This is a genomic window from Lentzea sp. NPDC054927 (assembly GCF_053610285.1).
Genome location: NZ_JBSGXZ010000002.1, coordinates 59,828 through 76,483 on the forward strand (window position 1 = coordinate 59,828; position 16,656 = coordinate 76,483).

At 68.5% G+C, this 16,656-nt stretch carries 11 protein-coding genes; 8 read left to right on the forward strand and 3 right to left on the reverse strand.

Annotated elements, in window-relative coordinates:
* Positions 1-20: 20 nt before the first annotated feature.
* The gene (locus ACWGE0_RS03880) at positions 21-1,127 is read right to left on the reverse strand and encodes an ROK family protein (protein ID WP_452259383.1); all 1,107 of its coding nucleotides are present in this window, start codon (positions 1,125-1,127) and stop codon (positions 21-23) included.
* A gap of 318 nt (positions 1,128-1,445) precedes the next feature.
* Here ACWGE0_RS03880 and ACWGE0_RS03885 point away from each other — a divergent pair, with 318 nt between their 5' ends.
* From ACWGE0_RS03885 to ACWGE0_RS03895, 3 genes are all read left to right on the forward strand, one after another.
* The gene (locus tag ACWGE0_RS03885) at positions 1,446-3,341 is read left to right on the forward strand and encodes a ricin-type beta-trefoil lectin domain protein (RefSeq protein WP_452259384.1); all 1,896 of its coding nucleotides are present in this window, start codon (positions 1,446-1,448) and stop codon (positions 3,339-3,341) included.
* Positions 3,341-4,633 carry a jacalin-like lectin gene (locus ACWGE0_RS03890; RefSeq protein WP_452259385.1) on the forward strand — a complete coding sequence of 431 codons (1,293 nt, stop codon included), beginning with the start codon at positions 3,341-3,343 and terminating at the stop codon, positions 4,631-4,633. Before ACWGE0_RS03885 ends, ACWGE0_RS03890 begins: the two co-directional genes overlap by 1 nt.
* Before the next feature lie 90 nt (positions 4,634-4,723).
* Complete coding sequence (locus tag ACWGE0_RS03895) at positions 4,724-5,149, forward strand: type II toxin-antitoxin system PemK/MazF family toxin (protein ID WP_452259386.1); 426 nt, start codon at positions 4,724-4,726, stop codon at positions 5,147-5,149.
* A 49-nt stretch (positions 5,150-5,198) separates the two neighbouring features.
* Here ACWGE0_RS03895 and ACWGE0_RS03900 read toward each other — a convergent pair whose 3' ends face one another.
* On the reverse strand, positions 5,199-7,946 hold the full coding sequence (locus tag ACWGE0_RS03900) for a beta-L-arabinofuranosidase domain-containing protein (RefSeq protein WP_452259387.1): 2,748 nt from the start codon (positions 7,944-7,946) through the stop codon (positions 5,199-5,201).
* A gap of 192 nt (positions 7,947-8,138) precedes the next feature.
* Here ACWGE0_RS03900 and ACWGE0_RS03905 point away from each other — a divergent pair, with 192 nt between their 5' ends.
* Genes ACWGE0_RS03905 through ACWGE0_RS03915 form a run of 3 tightly spaced genes read left to right on the forward strand, consistent with a single transcriptional unit; the run spans position 8,139 to position 11,994 of the window.
* Positions 8,139-9,092, forward strand: a complete 954-nt coding sequence (locus ACWGE0_RS03905) for an arabinan endo-1,5-alpha-L-arabinosidase (RefSeq protein ID WP_452259388.1) — start codon at positions 8,139-8,141, stop codon at positions 9,090-9,092.
* Positions 9,093-9,103: 11 nt separating this feature from the next.
* On the forward strand, positions 9,104-10,540 hold the full coding sequence (locus ACWGE0_RS03910) for a family 43 glycosylhydrolase (RefSeq protein WP_452259389.1): 1,437 nt from the start codon (positions 9,104-9,106) through the stop codon (positions 10,538-10,540).
* 8 nt (positions 10,541-10,548) lie between these two features.
* Positions 10,549-11,994, forward strand: a complete 1,446-nt coding sequence (locus ACWGE0_RS03915; protein WP_452259390.1) for a family 43 glycosylhydrolase — start codon at positions 10,549-10,551, stop codon at positions 11,992-11,994.
* Positions 11,995-12,065: 71 nt separating this feature from the next.
* Here the strand turns inward: ACWGE0_RS03915 and ACWGE0_RS03920 are convergent, their stop codons facing one another.
* Positions 12,066-13,073, reverse strand: coding sequence for a LacI family DNA-binding transcriptional regulator (locus ACWGE0_RS03920; RefSeq protein ID WP_452259391.1), 1,008 nt, complete (start codon positions 13,071-13,073; stop codon positions 12,066-12,068).
* A 343-nt stretch (positions 13,074-13,416) separates the two neighbouring features.
* Here ACWGE0_RS03920 and ACWGE0_RS03925 point away from each other — a divergent pair, with 343 nt between their 5' ends.
* Positions 13,417-15,678 carry a rhamnogalacturonan lyase gene (locus ACWGE0_RS03925; protein WP_452259392.1) on the forward strand — a complete coding sequence of 754 codons (2,262 nt, stop codon included), beginning with the start codon at positions 13,417-13,419 and terminating at the stop codon, positions 15,676-15,678.
* Positions 15,675-16,649, forward strand: a complete 975-nt coding sequence (locus tag ACWGE0_RS03930; RefSeq protein WP_452259393.1) for a GDSL-type esterase/lipase family protein — start codon at positions 15,675-15,677, stop codon at positions 16,647-16,649. The genes ACWGE0_RS03925 and ACWGE0_RS03930 overlap by 4 nt, the downstream gene beginning before the upstream one ends.
* Positions 16,650-16,656: the final 7 nt, after the last annotated feature.

Genomic DNA, 16,656 nt, shown 5'->3' on the forward strand with positions numbered 1-16,656 from the left:
GGATGGATCCCCTCAGAAGTTCAGTCGAGCAAATGGGTTTCGAAGGCGAGCACGGCCATGCCGAGTGACACCGGACTGTCCAGGTGCCTGCCCAGCACGGCGGTCGCCGCTTCGAACGACGTCGCGAGCGCGTACTCCTTGATCACCGGGCTGACCGCGGACACGAGCGGTTCCCCGAGCGCGGCACTCATCCACCCGCTGAACACGACCAGCTCAGGGCTGAGCATGGTCACCGCGTTGGCGAGCGCCAGGCCGAGCGGACGGGCGTAGCGGGTGAGCGACTCCAGCGCCGCGGAGTCCCCGTCCCGCACGGCTTCCCCGCACCGCGCCACCGTCGCCTCCCGGTCACCGGGCACGATCAGTGAGCTGCCGGCGTCCTCGAGCAGGCGCACGAGCGCGCCGGCTCCGACGTAGGTCTCCACACATCCGCGACCCCCGCACCGGCAGCTCTCCCCGCCGGCGTGGAGCACGGTGTGCCCCCACTCCCCCGCACTGCGCACCAACCGGCCGCCGGCGACGATGCCCAGACCGGCACTGGTGCCCAGGTCGACCACGATCACGTCGTCCTGGTCCCGCGCCGCGCCGAACATCAGCTCGGCCAGCGTGATCGCCTTCAACGGGTGGTCCAGCAACACCGGCACGTCACAGCGTCGTTCGAGCAACGAACGCAACTGCCCCTCGGCCTGTCCTGGCAGGCTGACCCCGATCGCGCTGACCGGTGCCTCGTACACCTGCTGCCGTACCGCGGTCACGGCGGCGAGAACCTGCTCGACCAGGGCTCGTGGCGCGTTCTCCACCACCGGAACCCGTTTCCGGGCCAGTCGCGTCATCGCCTGGTCGAACAACTCGGCCGTCACGTGCGTCTCGGTGACGTCCACCCCCACCACCAGCGAACCGCCGCCGCGCAACGTGAGCCGCGTGGCCGGGCGTCCGCCGGTGCGCGGTCCCGCCGTCTCCTTCAGGAAGCCGGCGTTCGTCAGCTCACCGACGATGGTGCCGATCGTGGCGACGGACAGGCCGAGCTGGTTCGCCAGTTCCAGCCGCGTCCGCGGTTCGCCACCGTAGAAGCTCCGCACGACCTCGACGCGGTGCGCCCGCCGCAGATCGCCCGAATGCCTCAGTCGCATGAACCTGTTCCTCGTACTGCGCTCCGACCGAGCACGGTACGTGATCTTCATTGGTTTTTGAAGGGGTTCTTTCAACCGTTAGCGGAACTCATACCCCTTGCCCGTCAAGGGTGTTTGCACAATCAACCTTGATCGAGCCCGACCGCGCCCCGGCAACACCGAGTGAACACCGGCCGTTGACTCGCCCGCCCTGTCGCTCCACTATGGCAACGCTCACATCTGTGCTGCGCTCTTCTCCCAGTCTTCCCCTGCTTACTGGAAAGCGAGCCGTAAACGACGATGTTAACGCTCACATCACGGCGTGCCTTGGTAGTCGCCATGGCCGTCGCCTGCAGCACCGTGACCGCGGTCGGCGAGACCCCTGTCCTCGCCGCACCCGTCACGCAGAACCAGGTCAAGGTGCCTTCCGCCCCAATGGGCTGGGCCTCGTGGAACACCTTCTTCGAAAAGATCGACCACAACGTGATCAAGGCCCAGGCCGACGCGCTGGTGTCGTCCGGTCTGGCGGCCACCGGCTACCGGTACGTCAACATCGACTCCGGCTGGTGGAAGGGCACTCGCGACGCGTCCGGCGACATCACCATCGACGAGACGCAGTGGCCCGGCGGCATGAAGGCGATCGCCGACTACATCCACAGCAAGGGCCTCAAGGCCGGCATCTACACCGACGCGGGCAAGAACGGCTGCGGCTACTACTTCCCCACTCCCGGACCGCCGCACGCCGGCACCGGCAGCGAGGGCCACTACGACCAGGACATGCTGCAGTTCTCCCGCTGGGGCTTCGACTACGTCAAGGTCGACTGGTGCGGAGCGGACGTCGAACAGCTCGACGCGCCCAGCACCTACCAGGCGCTCAGCGACGCGGTCTCGAAGGCGAGCGCGGCCACCGGCCGGGAGCTGGTGCTGTCGATCTGCGAGTGGGGCAAGAACGATCCGTGGAACTGGGCGCCGGGCATGGCCCCGTTGTGGCGCACCGGAACGGACATCGTCTTCGCGCACGAGACGCCGTCGATCGACATGGTCTACGAGAACTTCGACAAGAACCAGCGGCCGACAGCGCAGCACACCGGCTACTACAACGACCCGGACATGATGATGGTCGGCATGCCGGGCCTGTCCACCGCGGCGAGCCGGGTGCACATGAGCCTGTGGGCGGTCGGCGGATCGCCGATGCTGCTCGGCAACGACCTGACCAAGATGGACGCCGGCACGATCTCGGTGCTGACCAACCGCGAGGTGGTCGCCGTGGGCCAGGACCCGCGCGGCCTGCCCGCCGTCGAGGTCGCCGAGGACGTCCGCGACCGGCAGGTCTACGCGAAGGTGTTGTCCGGCAACGGTCGCCGGGCCGTCGCACTGCTCAACCGCACGTCGGCGGCGGCCACCATGACGGTGCGGCTGGCCGATCTGGGGTTGTCCGGCCGGATGGCCGCGGTGCGCGACCTGTGGACCGGTGCCGCCACGCCGATCACCAACGGCACCTACAGCGTGACGGTTCCGGCCGGGGACGCGGTGATGCTGTCCGTGGCCGGGGTGGAGGCGAGCGCCTCCAGCTATCCCGTCGAGAACTCCCGCGTCGCCGGCATCAGCGCCAAGGCGGGCGGGCTCGCGGTCGCGACGATCGAGTACGCCAACGGTGACCGGGTGGCCCGCAAGGCCACGCTGCAGGTCAACGGCGGCCAGATCCCCACCACCGTCGCCCTGCCGCCGACGGGTTCGGCGCAGACCAAGGGCACCGTGTCGGTGATCGTGTCGCTGGCCAAGGGCACCAACTCCCTCACGTTGTCCGGCAACGCGACCGCCGTCGAGGTGCGCGAACTGCCCGGCACCGGGGGCATCGAGATCATCGGCGCGCAGTCCGGCCGTTGCGCGGACATCAACCGCAACACGATCACGAACGGCACGCAGGCCCAGCTGTGGGACTGCAACGGTGGTGAGGCGCAAACGCTGACCTACACCGCCCGCAAGGAACTCGTGCTCTACGGCAACAAGTGCCTCGACGCGTGGGACCACGGCACCACCAACGGCACGAAGGTCGCCATCTACGAGTGCACCGGCGGCACCAACCAGCAGTGGAACTTCAACGCCGACGGCACCGTCACCGGTGTGCAGTCCGGACTGTGCCTCGACGCCTACAACGCGGGCACGGCCAACGGCACGAAGCTCGTCCTGTGGTCCTGCAACGGCGCCAACAACCAGAAGTGGACGCGCAACTGATGACCAGGTCCCTGCTCCTGATCCCGGCGCTGCTGGCGGCACTCGCGGTGCCCGCCCACGCTGCCCCCGGTGGCAGCTTCGAGGTGCTGACCTACAACGTGGCGGGGTTGCCCGAGGGTCTGTCGTCCGGCAACCCCGCCGTCAACACTCCGCTGATCAGCCCGCGGCTGGCGCCCTACGCCGTCGTCAACGTCCAGGAGGACTTCAACTACCACGCGGCCTTGTACGCGGGCGACAACCACGCCCACCGCACGCCCACGACCGGCGGGGTGCCGTTCGGCAGCGGCCTGAACACGCTGTCCCATCTGCCCTACAGCGACCTCGAGCGCACGAAGTGGTCGTCCTGCAACGGCACGGACTGCCTGACGCCCAAGGGGTTCAGCTACAAGCGGGTCACGCTGGCCGAAGGCGTGTACGTCGACCTCTACAACCTGCACCCCAATGCCGGTGTCGAGAACGCCGACCTCGCCGCGCGCCGGTCGAACATCACGCAGCTGTCCCGGTTCATCGCGGCGAACTCCGCGGGCAACGCGGTCATCGTCATGGGAGACACCAACACCCGCTACACCCGTGCGGACGACAACATCCGCGAACTGGTCGGCACCAACGGTCTCACCGACGCGTGGGTGCAGCTCGAACGCGGCGGCCAGGCACCGGCGGCGGGCAGCCCGGCGATCGTGTGCGACCCAGCCGCGCTCACCGACTCGTGCGAGGTCGTCGACAAGATCCTCTACCGGGGCAACCGCCAGATCACGCTGACCGCTCGCGACTACCGCAACGACAACGCGGCGTTCGTGGACGCACAGGGCAAACCGCTGTCCGACCACTACCCCATCGCCACCCGTTTCGACTGGACTGCCTCCGACGACATCCGGCTCAGCGCCGAGCTCGGCGGCCCGCACGGCACCCCGTTCACCGATCTCGCCGCGGTCGACCTGGGAGCGGTGCGCTCGCTGACCTTGCGTGGTGGCAGCCGGTTGGACCAGGTGTCGATCACGACGGCGAACGGCACGACGTTCAGCCATGGTGGTGGCGGCGGTACCGCGTCGACCCTCACGCTCGAACCAGGCGAGCACCTCGTGTCCGCGAAATTGAGCCAGGGCAAGTACAACGACCGCACGAGGGTGTTCTCGGCCGCGTTCACCACGAACCGGGGGCGCACGCTCTCAGCGGGTCAGCCGACCGGTGAGACGCTCACCGCCACCGCACCCGCCGGCTGGCGCATCGCCGGGTTCACCGGCCGGTCGGGCACCGAGGTCGACCGGCTCGGGGCGATCTTCGTGCCGGCCTGATGACTGGCCCAACTTCGGGCTGCGGCGTGCAATACGCCGCAGCCCGAGGGGCTCAGCGCCTACGCTGTGACCAGCGGCCTAGGAGGACAGATGCGGCGAGGCGAAGTCTGGTGGGCCGAGTTCGACGAGCGACGGCCTGTCGTGCTGCTGTCCGAGGAAGATCCATCCGGCCTCCGGGCGATGCAGGTCGTCGCCCCGGCGGACACCGACATCTCCGGCCTGGGTATCGAAGTCGCGGTCGGCGTCCAGGAGGGACTGCCCTTTGACGGCGTGCTGCGGTTCGGGCTTCCATGGGTCGGCTCGACCCCTTGTACCTGGCTGACCACCTTGCGCCGGGAAGACCTGATGGAGCGGGCAGGCGCGGTGTCCGCCGCCAAACTCGACGAGATCGACGACGCCCTGCGTGCCAGCCGGCAACAAGCGGAGTGGACCCCTGCCACCGCGGCCAGGCTCAGCGAGATCAAGGACTCCCTCCGCCGGCGGGCTCAGGCAGACGCAGAAAGACCCGACCGGTAGTGAGACGTGAGTGGTTTGGCTGCTGTAGCGGCCAAACCACTCACGAGCTCTACCGGATCGGCGCGTTGCGGGCCGTGCGGATCACGCGGTCGTGGTCGGCGACGGACATCAGCCCTTCCGCCACCCACCGCCGCGCCACGACGGTCACCCGGTCCACGAACGAGTTCTTGGCAGCGAACGGTGCGGCCACCCACACCTCGTCGAGGAACGTGGACCCGTCCGCGCGCACGGGGTTCGCGACGCCGGAGTCGACGCCCGCGAACATGATTTTCGGCTCTGCCCGGCGGAAGTACGAGTGGAAGGCGTGCTCGGTGCCCTCGAAGAAGGGCGCCAGCTCGACCTCGCCGAGCCGGAAGTGCAGCGGTTTACCTGCGATCGGCTGCAGGTTGCCTGCCAGGTCCCCGGACAGCGCCGAGCGCCCGTGCAGCCCGAACTCCAGAAACTCGGTCCGTGCGTCACGCGCCACCAGGTTGATCGGGCCGTACATCAACGACTGCACAAGAGGCTGGTCCGGTGTCCGCTCCGCCCTCAACCCAAACGGCATGCGCACGCGCACGACGTCCCCGTTGCGCCAAGATCGGGACAAGGTCACGTAGGTGCCGGGCAGGGCGTTCAGCCGCTGCTTCTCGCCGTTGACGGTCACGGTGAACTCCCCCGCCCACGCCGGCACCCGCAGCAACAGGTCGAACCGCGCCCGTCCGCCGATCCGCAGGGTGGTGCCCTGCTCGACCGGGAAACCGGTGGTCTGGGTGACGGTGACGCCCTTCGCCGCCCACTTCAGCACGGACGGGCTGTAGAGGTTCACGTACAGCCGCGAGTCGTCGGCCGCGCGGAGGTACACCGAGTCCTGGTACTTCGTCGCGCTCTCCATGCCGGTGCCCTCACAGCACGTCGTGCCCTGCTTCGGCGTGAAGTCGCGGACGGCACCAGGCGTGAGGCCGATGAAGTACGTCATCAACGGCATCTCGGCGTCGGCACGGTCCTGTTTGGACCCGAGAATCTGGTTGTAGAGCGCGCGTTCGTAGTAGTCGAAGTACTTGGGCGACTGCTCGTGCAGGAACAGCTGCCGGCTGAGCTTCAGCAGGTTGTGCGCGCAGCAGGTCTCGGCCGTCGTGTCGCTCAACGCGCCGGCCACGACACCGCGCGGCCTCCAGAACTCACCGGTGCTGGTGCCACCGATGGCGAACATCCGCGGTGTGACGACCATGCCCCAGAAGTTCTTCGCCGCCAGCCGGTACCTCTGCTCGCCGGTTGCCTCGTACAGCCGGAGGAGGCCGGTGAAGATCGGGATGTGCTGGTTGGCGTGCAGTCCGTCGAGAACGTCCCGGTTCTCGGCGCAGGCGGTGGTCAACGAGTCGAGGTCGAACAGCCGGGCCAGCTCCAGGTGCTTGCCGGTGATCGCGTGCAGGTCGATGATCGCCTCGACGATGCCGCCGAACTCACCGCTCGAGAAGATGCCCCACATCCGCTGGCGCACCTCGGCGGACAGCTTGCCCAGCCGCGAGTACATCCAGTCGCACAGGCCGTCCGCGAGGTCCAGTGCCCGCGCGTCCTGGGTGTTGCGGTAGGCGTCGACGAGGCCCTTGAGGATCTTGTGCGCGGTGTAGTACGGCGCCCACACCACCTGGTAGTCCGGGCGCGTCATCGTTTCCAGCGTGATGAACTGCGTTTCCGGGTACGCGGCGAGGAAACCGGGATGGCTCGGGCCGCCCCAGGTGCGGCGCAACGTCGCGTTCCGCCCGCGGCCGGACGCGTCGGTGAACGTCCCGCCGGTCGTCTCGTCGAACGCGTAGGAAGCCAGATCTCCCTTGAGCGACGCGGTGATCTCGGCCGCGCTCAGTGCGCGGGAGAACAGGTTCACGTCGTCGAGCGCGCCCGCGAACACCGGGTCGCCACCGAAGTGGGAGCGTCCCAGCCAGTGGTGCGCCAACGTGCCCAGTGCGGCCGGGTTCAGCGACATCGCGGTGTTCGTGCCGACCTGCACGCCGTTGACATAAAGCGTGCCCGTGGTGCCCGCGATCGTCACCGCGACGTGGCTCCACTCGTTCAACGGCAACGGCGCGGTGCCGTTGATGCCCTGCTCCGCGCCGGGACCGTTCGTGGTGATGGCGAAGCGGGGCACGCCGTTGCCGTTGCGCGCGGCCAGGTACAGGTAGCGGGTGTTGTCGTTGCCGAAGTCGAAGATCCGCGTCCAGTTCGCGTCGTGCGACGGCCGAACCCATGCGCTGAACGTGAACGTCGCGGGCAGCGGTTCCGCGGGCAGGTCGACGAACTGGTACGACCCGCGCACCTGTTCCACCGCCCGGCCGGACTTGCCCGGCACGCTCAGCACCTGCGGATCGCGGCGCAGCGCGGCCCGGCACTCGGTGAGTGCGCCGACCATCGCCTGGATCTTCCCCAGGTACGCGGTGTCGCCGGTGCTGCCGTACGCCTGGGACAGCATCGACAGGAAGTGCCCGGTGTAGTGGCCGCGGAGGTTGCCGTTCGCCTCGCCGTCGAGGCCTTCCCAGCCGCCGGGTGCGGTGGCGCCCAACGTGTCCAGGCCCGCGTTGGCGCGGAACACCTGGAGCAGCCGGTTGACGTCGTAACCACGTGCGTAAGCCAGGACGAGGTCGCGCTTCTTCGAGAACACGCCCTCGCCCAGCGCCACCTCGGACAGTTCGAACGGCCGCAAGCCGCCCGGCGCGAGCACGTTCGGTGTCGCCAGCGCCTCTCCCGTCGTCACGCCGAGCAGTGGCACAGCGACGGCCAAGGAGGTCGCCCTGAGGAAGTCCCGCCGTGCGAACCCGTCCGCCATGCGCCTGCTCCTCACGCTCATTTGTGAGCGTTAACATATGAGCAGGTCGTACCGGCGTCAACGTTCGACTACATCAGCTGCCCATTCGACAGGGCATTCGACAAACCTTGCCGGGCAAGAAAAAGGTGGGCTACGGTACCTCGGCCTGAGTCTTGTTAGCGATAACAGTCATCGGTTGCCAACGGAGGCACCATGCCGGTCGCTCGAATCTCTGCGCTTCTCGCCGCGGCCGCGCTGATCTTCGCGCCGGCCGCGGACGCGGCCACCTATCCGAATCCCGGCCGCGTCACCGGCGACATCCGCGTGCACGACCCGGCGGCGATCAAGCGGCCGGACGGCAGCTATCTGGTGGTCCACACCGCCGACCACCTCGGGTTGAAGACCTCCACCGACCGCATCACCTTCCGCAACGCGGGCACGGTGTTCCCCGGCGGCGCGGCGTGGACCACGGCCTACACCGGCGGCAGCCGCAATCTGTGGGCGCCGGACATCTCCTACCGCAACGGCAGGTACTACCTCTTCTACGCGGCGTCCACGTTCGGCACGAACCGCTCGGCGATCTTCCTGGCCACCAGTCCCACCGGCGATTCCGGCACGTGGACCCACCGCGGCCTGGTGATCGAGTCGCGCCAGTCCGACGACTTCAACGCCATCGACCCCAACCTGGTGGTGGACGACCAGGGCCGCTGGTGGCTGAGCTTCGGCTCGTTCTGGTCGGGCGTCAAGCTGATCCAGCTCGATCCCGCCACCGGTCTGCGGCTCGGCAGCGGCATCACCGCGATCGCCGGGCGGGGTGGCGGCGCGATCGAAGCGCCGTTCATCGTCAAACGCGGCCAGTACTACTACCTCTACGTGTCATTCGACGTCTGCTGTCGCGGCGCATCGAGCACCTATCGCGTCATGGTCGGGCGCTCCACCGGTGTCACCGGCCCCTACCTCGACCGCAACGGCGTGCGGATGAACTCCGGAGGTGGCACCGAAGTACTGGCCGGGCACGGAGGTGTGCACGGGCCAGGGGCCCAGGCCGTGCTCTCCGACGTCGACGGCGACCTGCTCGTCTACCACTACTACGCCGACAACGGCACGGCGTTGCTGGGCATCAACCGCCTCACCTACGACTCGGCCGGCTGGCCGCAACTGGTCTGAAAGGACAGTGGATGAAGGCCTTCCACCGCGTCGCCGTGCTGATGCTGGCGGCTGTCACCTGTTTGATCGGCATCCCCGTACCGCGCGCGGCAGCCTCGCCCGCCGTGCGGTACACGAACCCGATCGCTGAACGGCGTGCCGACCCGCACATCTTCAAGCACACCGACGGCTTCTACTACTTCACCGCGACCGTGCCGGAGTACGACCGGATCGTCCTGCGCCGGGCGACCACGATCCAGGGTCTCTCGTCGGCGCCGGAGACCGTGATCTGGCGCAAGCACTCGAGCGGTGAGATGGCCGCGCACATCTGGGCGCCGGAGATCCACTTCATCAACGGCAAGTGGTACGTCTACTTCGCCGCGGGACGCAGCGACGACATCTGGCGCATCCGGATGTACGTGCTGGAGAGCTCCAGCGCCAACCCGCTGACCGGCTCGTGGACCGAACGCGGCCGCATCACGACGCCGTGGGACACCTTCTCGCTGGACGCGTCGACGTTCGTGAACAACGGCGTGCGGTACCTGCTCTGGGCGCAACAGGAACCGGGCATCTCCACGAACTCCAACGTGTACATCGCCCGCATGGGCACGAACCCGTGGACGATCACCGGCTCGGTGACCCGGCTGGTGGTACCGACGCTGGCCTGGGAAACCCGCGGGTTCAAGGTGGCCGAAGGGCCCACGGTCCTGCAGCGCAACGGAAAGATCTTCCTGACGTACTCGGCCAGCGCCACCGACGCGAACTACTGCCTCGGCATGCTGACCGCGTCGGCGTCAGCGAACCTGCTCACCGCGTCGTCGTGGAGCAAGAACCCCAACCCGGTGTTCACCACCAACGACGCGACGGGTCAGTACGGGCCCGGCCACAACTCGTTCACGGTGTCCGAGGACGGTCTCAGCGACGTCATGGTCTACCACGACCGCAACTACCGCGACATCAACGGCGATCCGCTCAACGACCCGAACCGCCGCACGCGCGTGCAGAAGGTCTACTACAAGTCCGACGGCACACCTGACTTCGGCATCCCGGTACCCGACGGTCCCACCCCGGTGCGGCTGAAGTCCTACAACCTCACCGACCGGTTCGTGCGGCACTGGGAGTACCGCGCGAAGCTCGAACCCAACGTCTCCCCGCTCGCCGACTCGCAGTTCAAGCTGGTGACCGGCCTGACCGGCGCCGGCACGGTCTCGTTGGAGTCGACCAACTTCCCGGGCTACTTCCTGCGTCACCGCAACCTCGAACTGTGGGTGGAGCGCAACGACGGCAGCACCCAGTTCCGCAACGACGCCAGCTTCTCGCAGCGCCCAGGACTCGCGGCGAGCACGGCGGTGTCGTTCGAGTCGCTCAACCGGCCGGGCAGCTACATGCGGCACAGCAACGGGTTGCTCAACCTGCAAGCGGCGACCGACGCTCAGGGACGGTCCGACGCGACGTTCGTGCTGGAGTGAGGAGAACCATGACAACGACGGTCCGCTTGCTCGCCGTCGCCGTGTTGATCGGCGCGACCACCGCGGCATCGCCGGCCTCGGCGGCCACAGTGGACACAAACGCGTCCTACGTGCTGGTCAACCGCAACAGCGGCAAGGCGTTGGACGTGTACAACCTCGCCACGAACGACGGCGCGCCGATCGTGCAGTGGTCGCGCAACGACGGAGCCTGGCAGCAGTGGCAGTTCGTGGACTCCGGCGGCGGCTACTACCGGCTGAAGTCCCGGCACAGCGGCAAGGTCCTGGACTTCCCGTCCACCGCGGACCGTGCCGGGCTCGTGCAGACGACCGACGCCGGGCGCACCGGCCAGCAGTTCCGGCTGGCCGACTCCGACGGCGGGCACGTCCGGCTGATCAACCGCGCGAGTGGTAAGGCCCTCGACGTGCTGGACTTCTCGACCGCCGACGGAGCCCAGGTGATCCAGTGGCCTGACACCCAGGCGAGCAACCAGCAGTGGCAGCTGGTCAAGCTGGCAGCAGGCACGTTCACCAACCCGATCAAGCGCAACGGCCCCGACCCGTGGCTCCAGTACTACAACGGCTACTACTACCTGGCCACCACGACGTGGAACTCCACCATCACCATGCGCCGCTCCCGCACGCTCGCCGGTCTGTCGAGTGCCGCGGACACCGTGCTCTTCACCCTCTCGGGCAGGCCCAACGGGTGCTGCAACATGTGGGCGCCGGAGTTCCACCTGCTCAACGGCCGCTGGTACCTGTACTACGTGGCCGGCCAGAACGTGCCGGACTACAACCCCACCCAACGGTTGCACGTGCTGGAAAGCTCCGGCACCGACCCGATGGGCCCGTACACGTTCAAAGCAGACCTGGGCTCGACCTGGGAGCTCGACCCGAGCATCCTGCAGCACAACGGCAAGCTCTACCTGATGGGCAGCGCGATCGACGGCACCCAGAGCCTCACCATCACCCCGCTGTCCAACCCGTACACGATCAGCGGCGCGCGACGCACCATCTCCCAGCCCACCCTGGCCTGGGAACGGCAGACCGGTGCCGTCAACGAGGGCGCGGAACCGCTGTACCGCAACGGCCGCGTCATGATCGTCTACTCGGCCAGCGCCTGCTGGGGCCCTGACTACAAGCTCGGCCTGCTCACCCTCACCGGCTCCGACCCGCTCAACCGGTCGCACTGGACGAAGTCGCCGAACCCGGTGTTCCAGCGCAACGACGGCAATGGCGTGTTCGCTCCCGGCCACAACGGGTTCTTCAAGTCGCCCGACGGCACCGAGGACTGGATCGTCTACCACGCCAACGACAGCGCATCGGGCGGCTGCGACATGAACCGCTCGACCCGCGCGCAGAAGTTCACCTGGAACGCCGACGGCACGCCCAACTTCGGCACGCCGGTCCGGCTCGGCGTTCAGCTCGCCGCGCCATCAGGTGAGCCGGTCGGCTGACCGGCCACTGCTCACGGGGTGTGAGGGGCGTCGAGGCGTTTCGACGCCCCTGCGGTTGTCCTGCGGAGCTTTCAGGCGCGGCGCAGGCGTGGGGCCGTGCTAGCGCGGCCGGAGAGTTTCGGGGGCAGCAGGGTCAGCGGTGCCGTCGGGTGCCCGTTCAGCCGGGCGACGAGCAGTTCCATCGCCTGCCGGCCCAGTTCCTCCGCCGGCAGCTGCACCGAGGTCAGCTGCATCTGCTCCGCGAGCTCGTCCGGGCAGATCGCCACCACGGCCACGTCGTCGGGAACCCTGCGGCCCAGCGCGCGCAGGCTGCCCGCCACCCAGCCGAGCGCCGCCTCGTTGTGCACGACGAGCGCGGTCATCGCCGGTTGCGAGCGCAGCAGCGAGCGCATGGACACCAGCACCGACTCGTAGTCGTCCTCGGCGGGCAGTGCCGTCGAAGCGATTCCCCGCCGCATCGCCGCCGCGCCGAACCCGGCCATCGTGCGCTGCGCGTAGCCGGTGTTGCGCTGGTACACGACGCTCGGGGCGCCGAGGAACCCTATGTAGCGGTGGCCGAGGTCGGCCAGGTGGTCGACGCACCGGGCGCCGGCGGCCTCGAAGTCGAGGTCCACACAGGTCAGGCCTTTGACCGCGGCCGGACGTCCGATGAGGACGGACGGCTGTGCCATCTGCCGCAGCAGCGGCACGCGGTCGTCGTCCAGTTCCACGTCCATCACCAGGAAGCCGTCGACCTGGGCGCTGCCCGCGACTCTGCGCAGGCCCTGCGCGCCCTGGTCCGCCGTCACCAGCAGCACGTCCATGTCGTGCCGGCGGGCCGTCGTGACGGCCGCCGTCACGAACCGCATCAGCACGGGCAGGTGCACGCCGGGACGCAGCGGCAGCACCAGTGCCACCACGTTCGCTCTGCTCGTCGCGAGTGCCCTCGCGCCGGCGTGCGGGTGGTAGCCCAGCAGCCGGATGCTCTCCCTGACCTTCGTGCGGGTCTGCGGCGAGATCGACCGCTTGCCCGTCAGCACGTAGGAGACGGTGCTCGGCGCGACGCCGGCATGCCTCGCCACATCCGCGATGGTGACCACGCTGGCACCTCCGGTGTTGGTGGAACTCTCACGATTGACAGCCGAGCTCCAGCTCGGCCGGCCGGATCCCCAGGGGCGTTGAACACGGCGACGATGTCGTGTCTCAAGGCGCGCCCCTCGTGGTCACCGAGGATGAATCGAATCGCTTCGACCGGACGTCGTGAACGTGGCACGACCCGCAGCGGCCGTCAAGCAACCGCCGGGCCGTTTCGACTTGTTCGACACATTTTCAGTCGAATGGCCCGCACGATTCGACGTCTCGTTTGGGAAAACGCTTTCCACATTACGCACCAACACATTTGGACTCTTGCGTCACGTGCTGGAACGGTTCATCGTAGCCGCCGTGGATCCGCGACGAAGCGTTCTGCTCCCCTTGGTGATCACCGCTGTCCTCGCCGGGCAGCTGCCCGCCTCCGCGCACACGTCGCCCGGAGAACACCTCGACCGCGGGCTCGTCGCGGCCACCACCGGCGCCGGGGTGCACCTGAGCTGGCGCCTGCTCGGCAGGGAGGCCACCGGCACGACCACCACCGGCATCGCCGGACCCGATTTCGCCGTCTTCCGCAACGGAAGACGCATCGCGACCGTCACGGACAGCACCACCTACGTCGACCCGGACGCGACACCCGGTGCGCGGTATCAGGTTGCTCCTGTGCGCCGAGGCGGTCCACTGGGCCGGAGCAAAGCCGCGACGGCCTGGGCGGAATCGCATCACGACCTGCCACTGCGCAAGCCCGCGGACGGCGTGACGCCGGCCGGTGAGCGCTACACCTACTCCGCCAACGACGTCAGCGTCGGCGACGTGGACGGCGACGGGCAGTACGAGTACGTCGTCAAGTGGGATCCCAGCAACTCCAAGGACGTCTCGCAGGTCGGCTACACCGGCCCGGTGTACCTCGACACGTACCGTTTCGACGGCACGCTGCTGCACCGGATCGACCTCGGCGTGAACATCCGGGCGGGCGCGCACTACACCCAGTTCCTGGTCTACGACTTCGACGGCGACGGTCGTGCGGAGCTGATGACCAAGACCGCGCCGGGCACGAAGACCGTCGGCCGCGACGGCCGCGAACGGTTCATCACGATGCCGCGCGAGGACCTGCGCGCCGGGTACCGGCACACCGACGACTACCGGCTCAGCCCGGAGGGCTACCGCAACCACCTCATCGGCATGTTCCGGGGCTGGCACCAGCATCCCGAGGTGGTTTCCGGCCGCTGGCCCGCGACGCTGGAACAGGCTTTCGGCATCGAGCCGCGGTACACCTATCCCTTGTCCGCAGAGGACGCTTCGGCCCTGGTCGACCACTTCGTCGACGTCTACGCGCCGTCCCGCAGTGCCAACAACAAGCTGCGCCAGTTCGCCGGCTTCATCGTCGACGGCCCGGAGTACCTGACCGTGTTCGACGGTGCCACGGGACGCGAGCTGCAGACCGTCCGCTACGAACCCGGCCGCGGCGACGACGGGCTCATGTGGGGCGACTACGCGATGGCCCGCATCGAACCGGGCAACCGCGTCGACCGGTTCCTGTCGGGAGTCGCCTACCTGGACGGCAAACACCCGTCCGCGATCTTCGCCCGCGGCTACTACACCCGCTCGACCGTCGCGACCTACGACTGGGACGGCAGACGGCTCAGGAAGCGCTGGCTCGTCGACAGCGGCTGGGTGCCCATGACGAACCCGTTCCGCGACAGCCCGCACGGCCGCGACGGCACCAACCCGAGCCACGCGAAGCTCACCACGCAGGGCTCACACTCGCTGAGCGTCGCCGACGTGGACGGCGACGGCAGGCAGGAGATCATCTACGGCGGCGCGACGCTCGACGACGACGGCTCGCTGAAGTACAGCTCGGTCGGCGTGCTGCCACCAGGCAGCGTGGAACCGGGTGCCACGGTCCGGGTCGGACACGGTGACGCCATGCACGTCACCGACATCGACCCGAACCGGCCGGGCCTCGAGATCTACATGGTCCACGAGGGCGCCCGCTACGCCCCTTACGGCTACGCGATGCGCGACGCCCGCACCGGCGCGACGATCTACGGCGCCTACTCCGGAATGGACACCGGCCGCGGCATGATCGGCGATGTCCGCCCGGACGTGCCCGGCATCGAGACGTGGTCGTCCATGCCGAGTGGCTCGGACCCCTCCGGCCTCTGGAGCGCGGACGGCCGCCGGCTCGAAGACCGTTCCCCCGGAACGAACATGAGCATCCGCTGGGCCGGCGACCTGACCACCCAGATCGTGACCGGTGCCCAGGACGTGACGCCGGCCATCAGCGACTGGCGGCGCGGCACGCTGCTCACCGCCACCGGAACGCGCGCCAACAACGGCACCAAGGGAAATCCGTCGCTCGTCGCCGACGTGTTCGGCGACTGGCGCGAGGAGCTGGTCGTGCGCACGCAGGACAGCACGGCCCTGCGCTTCTACCTGAGCACCGAACCGACGAACCACAAGATGTACACGCTCATGCACGACCGCCAGTACCGCGTCGAGGTCGCCCGCCAGCAGACCACCTACAACCAGCCGTCGTACCCGAGCTTCTACCTCGCCTCGGACACCGACTGGTCGCGCGTTCCCCTGCCCTCGCGCCGAAAGGACGGTCCGTGATCAGACATCTGATCGCCGCACTGCTGCTGCTCACCGTCGTCACACCGCAGGCCGCCGCGGCGACCGACGTCGGCGTGGCGGACCCGAACCTCCAGTACGTCGGCCGATGGCACACCGACGGTGCGCTGCGCGTGCCGAACTGGACGGGCGCGTACGTCGAAACGTCGTTCACCGGCACCACGGTCCAGGTGAAACTGCGTGACGCGGTCAACATCTACGTCAGCATCGACGGCGGCGCGGACGTGTTCCGCCAGAGCGTGCGCGGCACGGTGAACCTCACGCCCACCCCGCTGGCGGCGGGCACGCACCGGCTGCGCATCGCGTACCGCTCCGGCGACACCGTGTTCGGCGGGCTGGTGCTGGACACCGGCGCGCGGACGGTCAACCCGAGCCTCTCGCCGAAGGTGCTGGAGTTCGTCGGCGACTCGATCACCGCCGGCTACCTCGACTCGAAACTCGCGCTCTCGTCGGCCGGCTGGCTGGTCGGGCAGAAGCTCGGGCTGCCCCGCACGATCATCGCGCGGGCGGGCTACTGCCTGGCCCCGAAGGACAGTTGCGTCGGGCAGAGCACGCAGTTCTTCCGCCGCGCCAGCACCGGCGACACGGCGTGGGACTTCACCCGGTACCAGGCCGCCGCCGTCGTGGTGAACCTGGGCACGAACGACGCCGGCCGCGGTGTCACCGCGAGCACGTTCCAGTCGACCTACACGCAGTTCCTGCGCGACATCCGCGCGAAGTACCCGAACGCGGCGATCTTCGCGGTCGAGACGCTCAAACGCCGGTACGTGCCGGAGACCAAGGCCGCGGTCGCGGCCCGCAACAGCGCGGGAGACAGCCGCGTGCACTTCGTCAACACCGAGGGCTGGCTCACCGCCGGCGCGGACTACGTCGACGGCGACGGTCACCCGAACGACCAGGGTCAGGCCAAGATCGCTGACCGCCTCGCCCCGATCATCGCCTCCCGGATCTGAGGGGACC

Excerpts from the sequence above, each read along its gene's own strand:
- ACWGE0_RS03910 (WP_452259389.1), top strand. The coding sequence starts at position 9,104 with ATGAAGGCCTTCCACCGCGTCGCCGTGCTGATGCTGGCGGCTGTCACC.
- ACWGE0_RS03890 (WP_452259385.1), top strand. The coding sequence starts at position 3,341 with ATGACCAGGTCCCTGCTCCTGATCCCGGCGCTGCTGGCGGCACTCGCG.
- ACWGE0_RS03895 (WP_452259386.1), top strand. The coding sequence starts at position 4,724 with ATGCGGCGAGGCGAAGTCTGGTGGGCCGAGTTCGACGAGCGACGGCCT.
- ACWGE0_RS03880 (WP_452259383.1), bottom strand. The coding sequence starts at position 1,127 with ATGCGACTGAGGCATTCGGGCGATCTGCGGCGGGCGCACCGCGTCGAG.
- ACWGE0_RS03905 (WP_452259388.1), top strand. The coding sequence starts at position 8,139 with ATGCCGGTCGCTCGAATCTCTGCGCTTCTCGCCGCGGCCGCGCTGATC.
- ACWGE0_RS03900 (WP_452259387.1), bottom strand. The coding sequence starts at position 7,946 with ATGGCGGACGGGTTCGCACGGCGGGACTTCCTCAGGGCGACCTCCTTG.
- ACWGE0_RS03885 (WP_452259384.1), top strand. The coding sequence starts at position 1,446 with ATGGCCGTCGCCTGCAGCACCGTGACCGCGGTCGGCGAGACCCCTGTC.
- ACWGE0_RS03915 (WP_452259390.1), top strand. The coding sequence starts at position 10,549 with ATGACAACGACGGTCCGCTTGCTCGCCGTCGCCGTGTTGATCGGCGCG.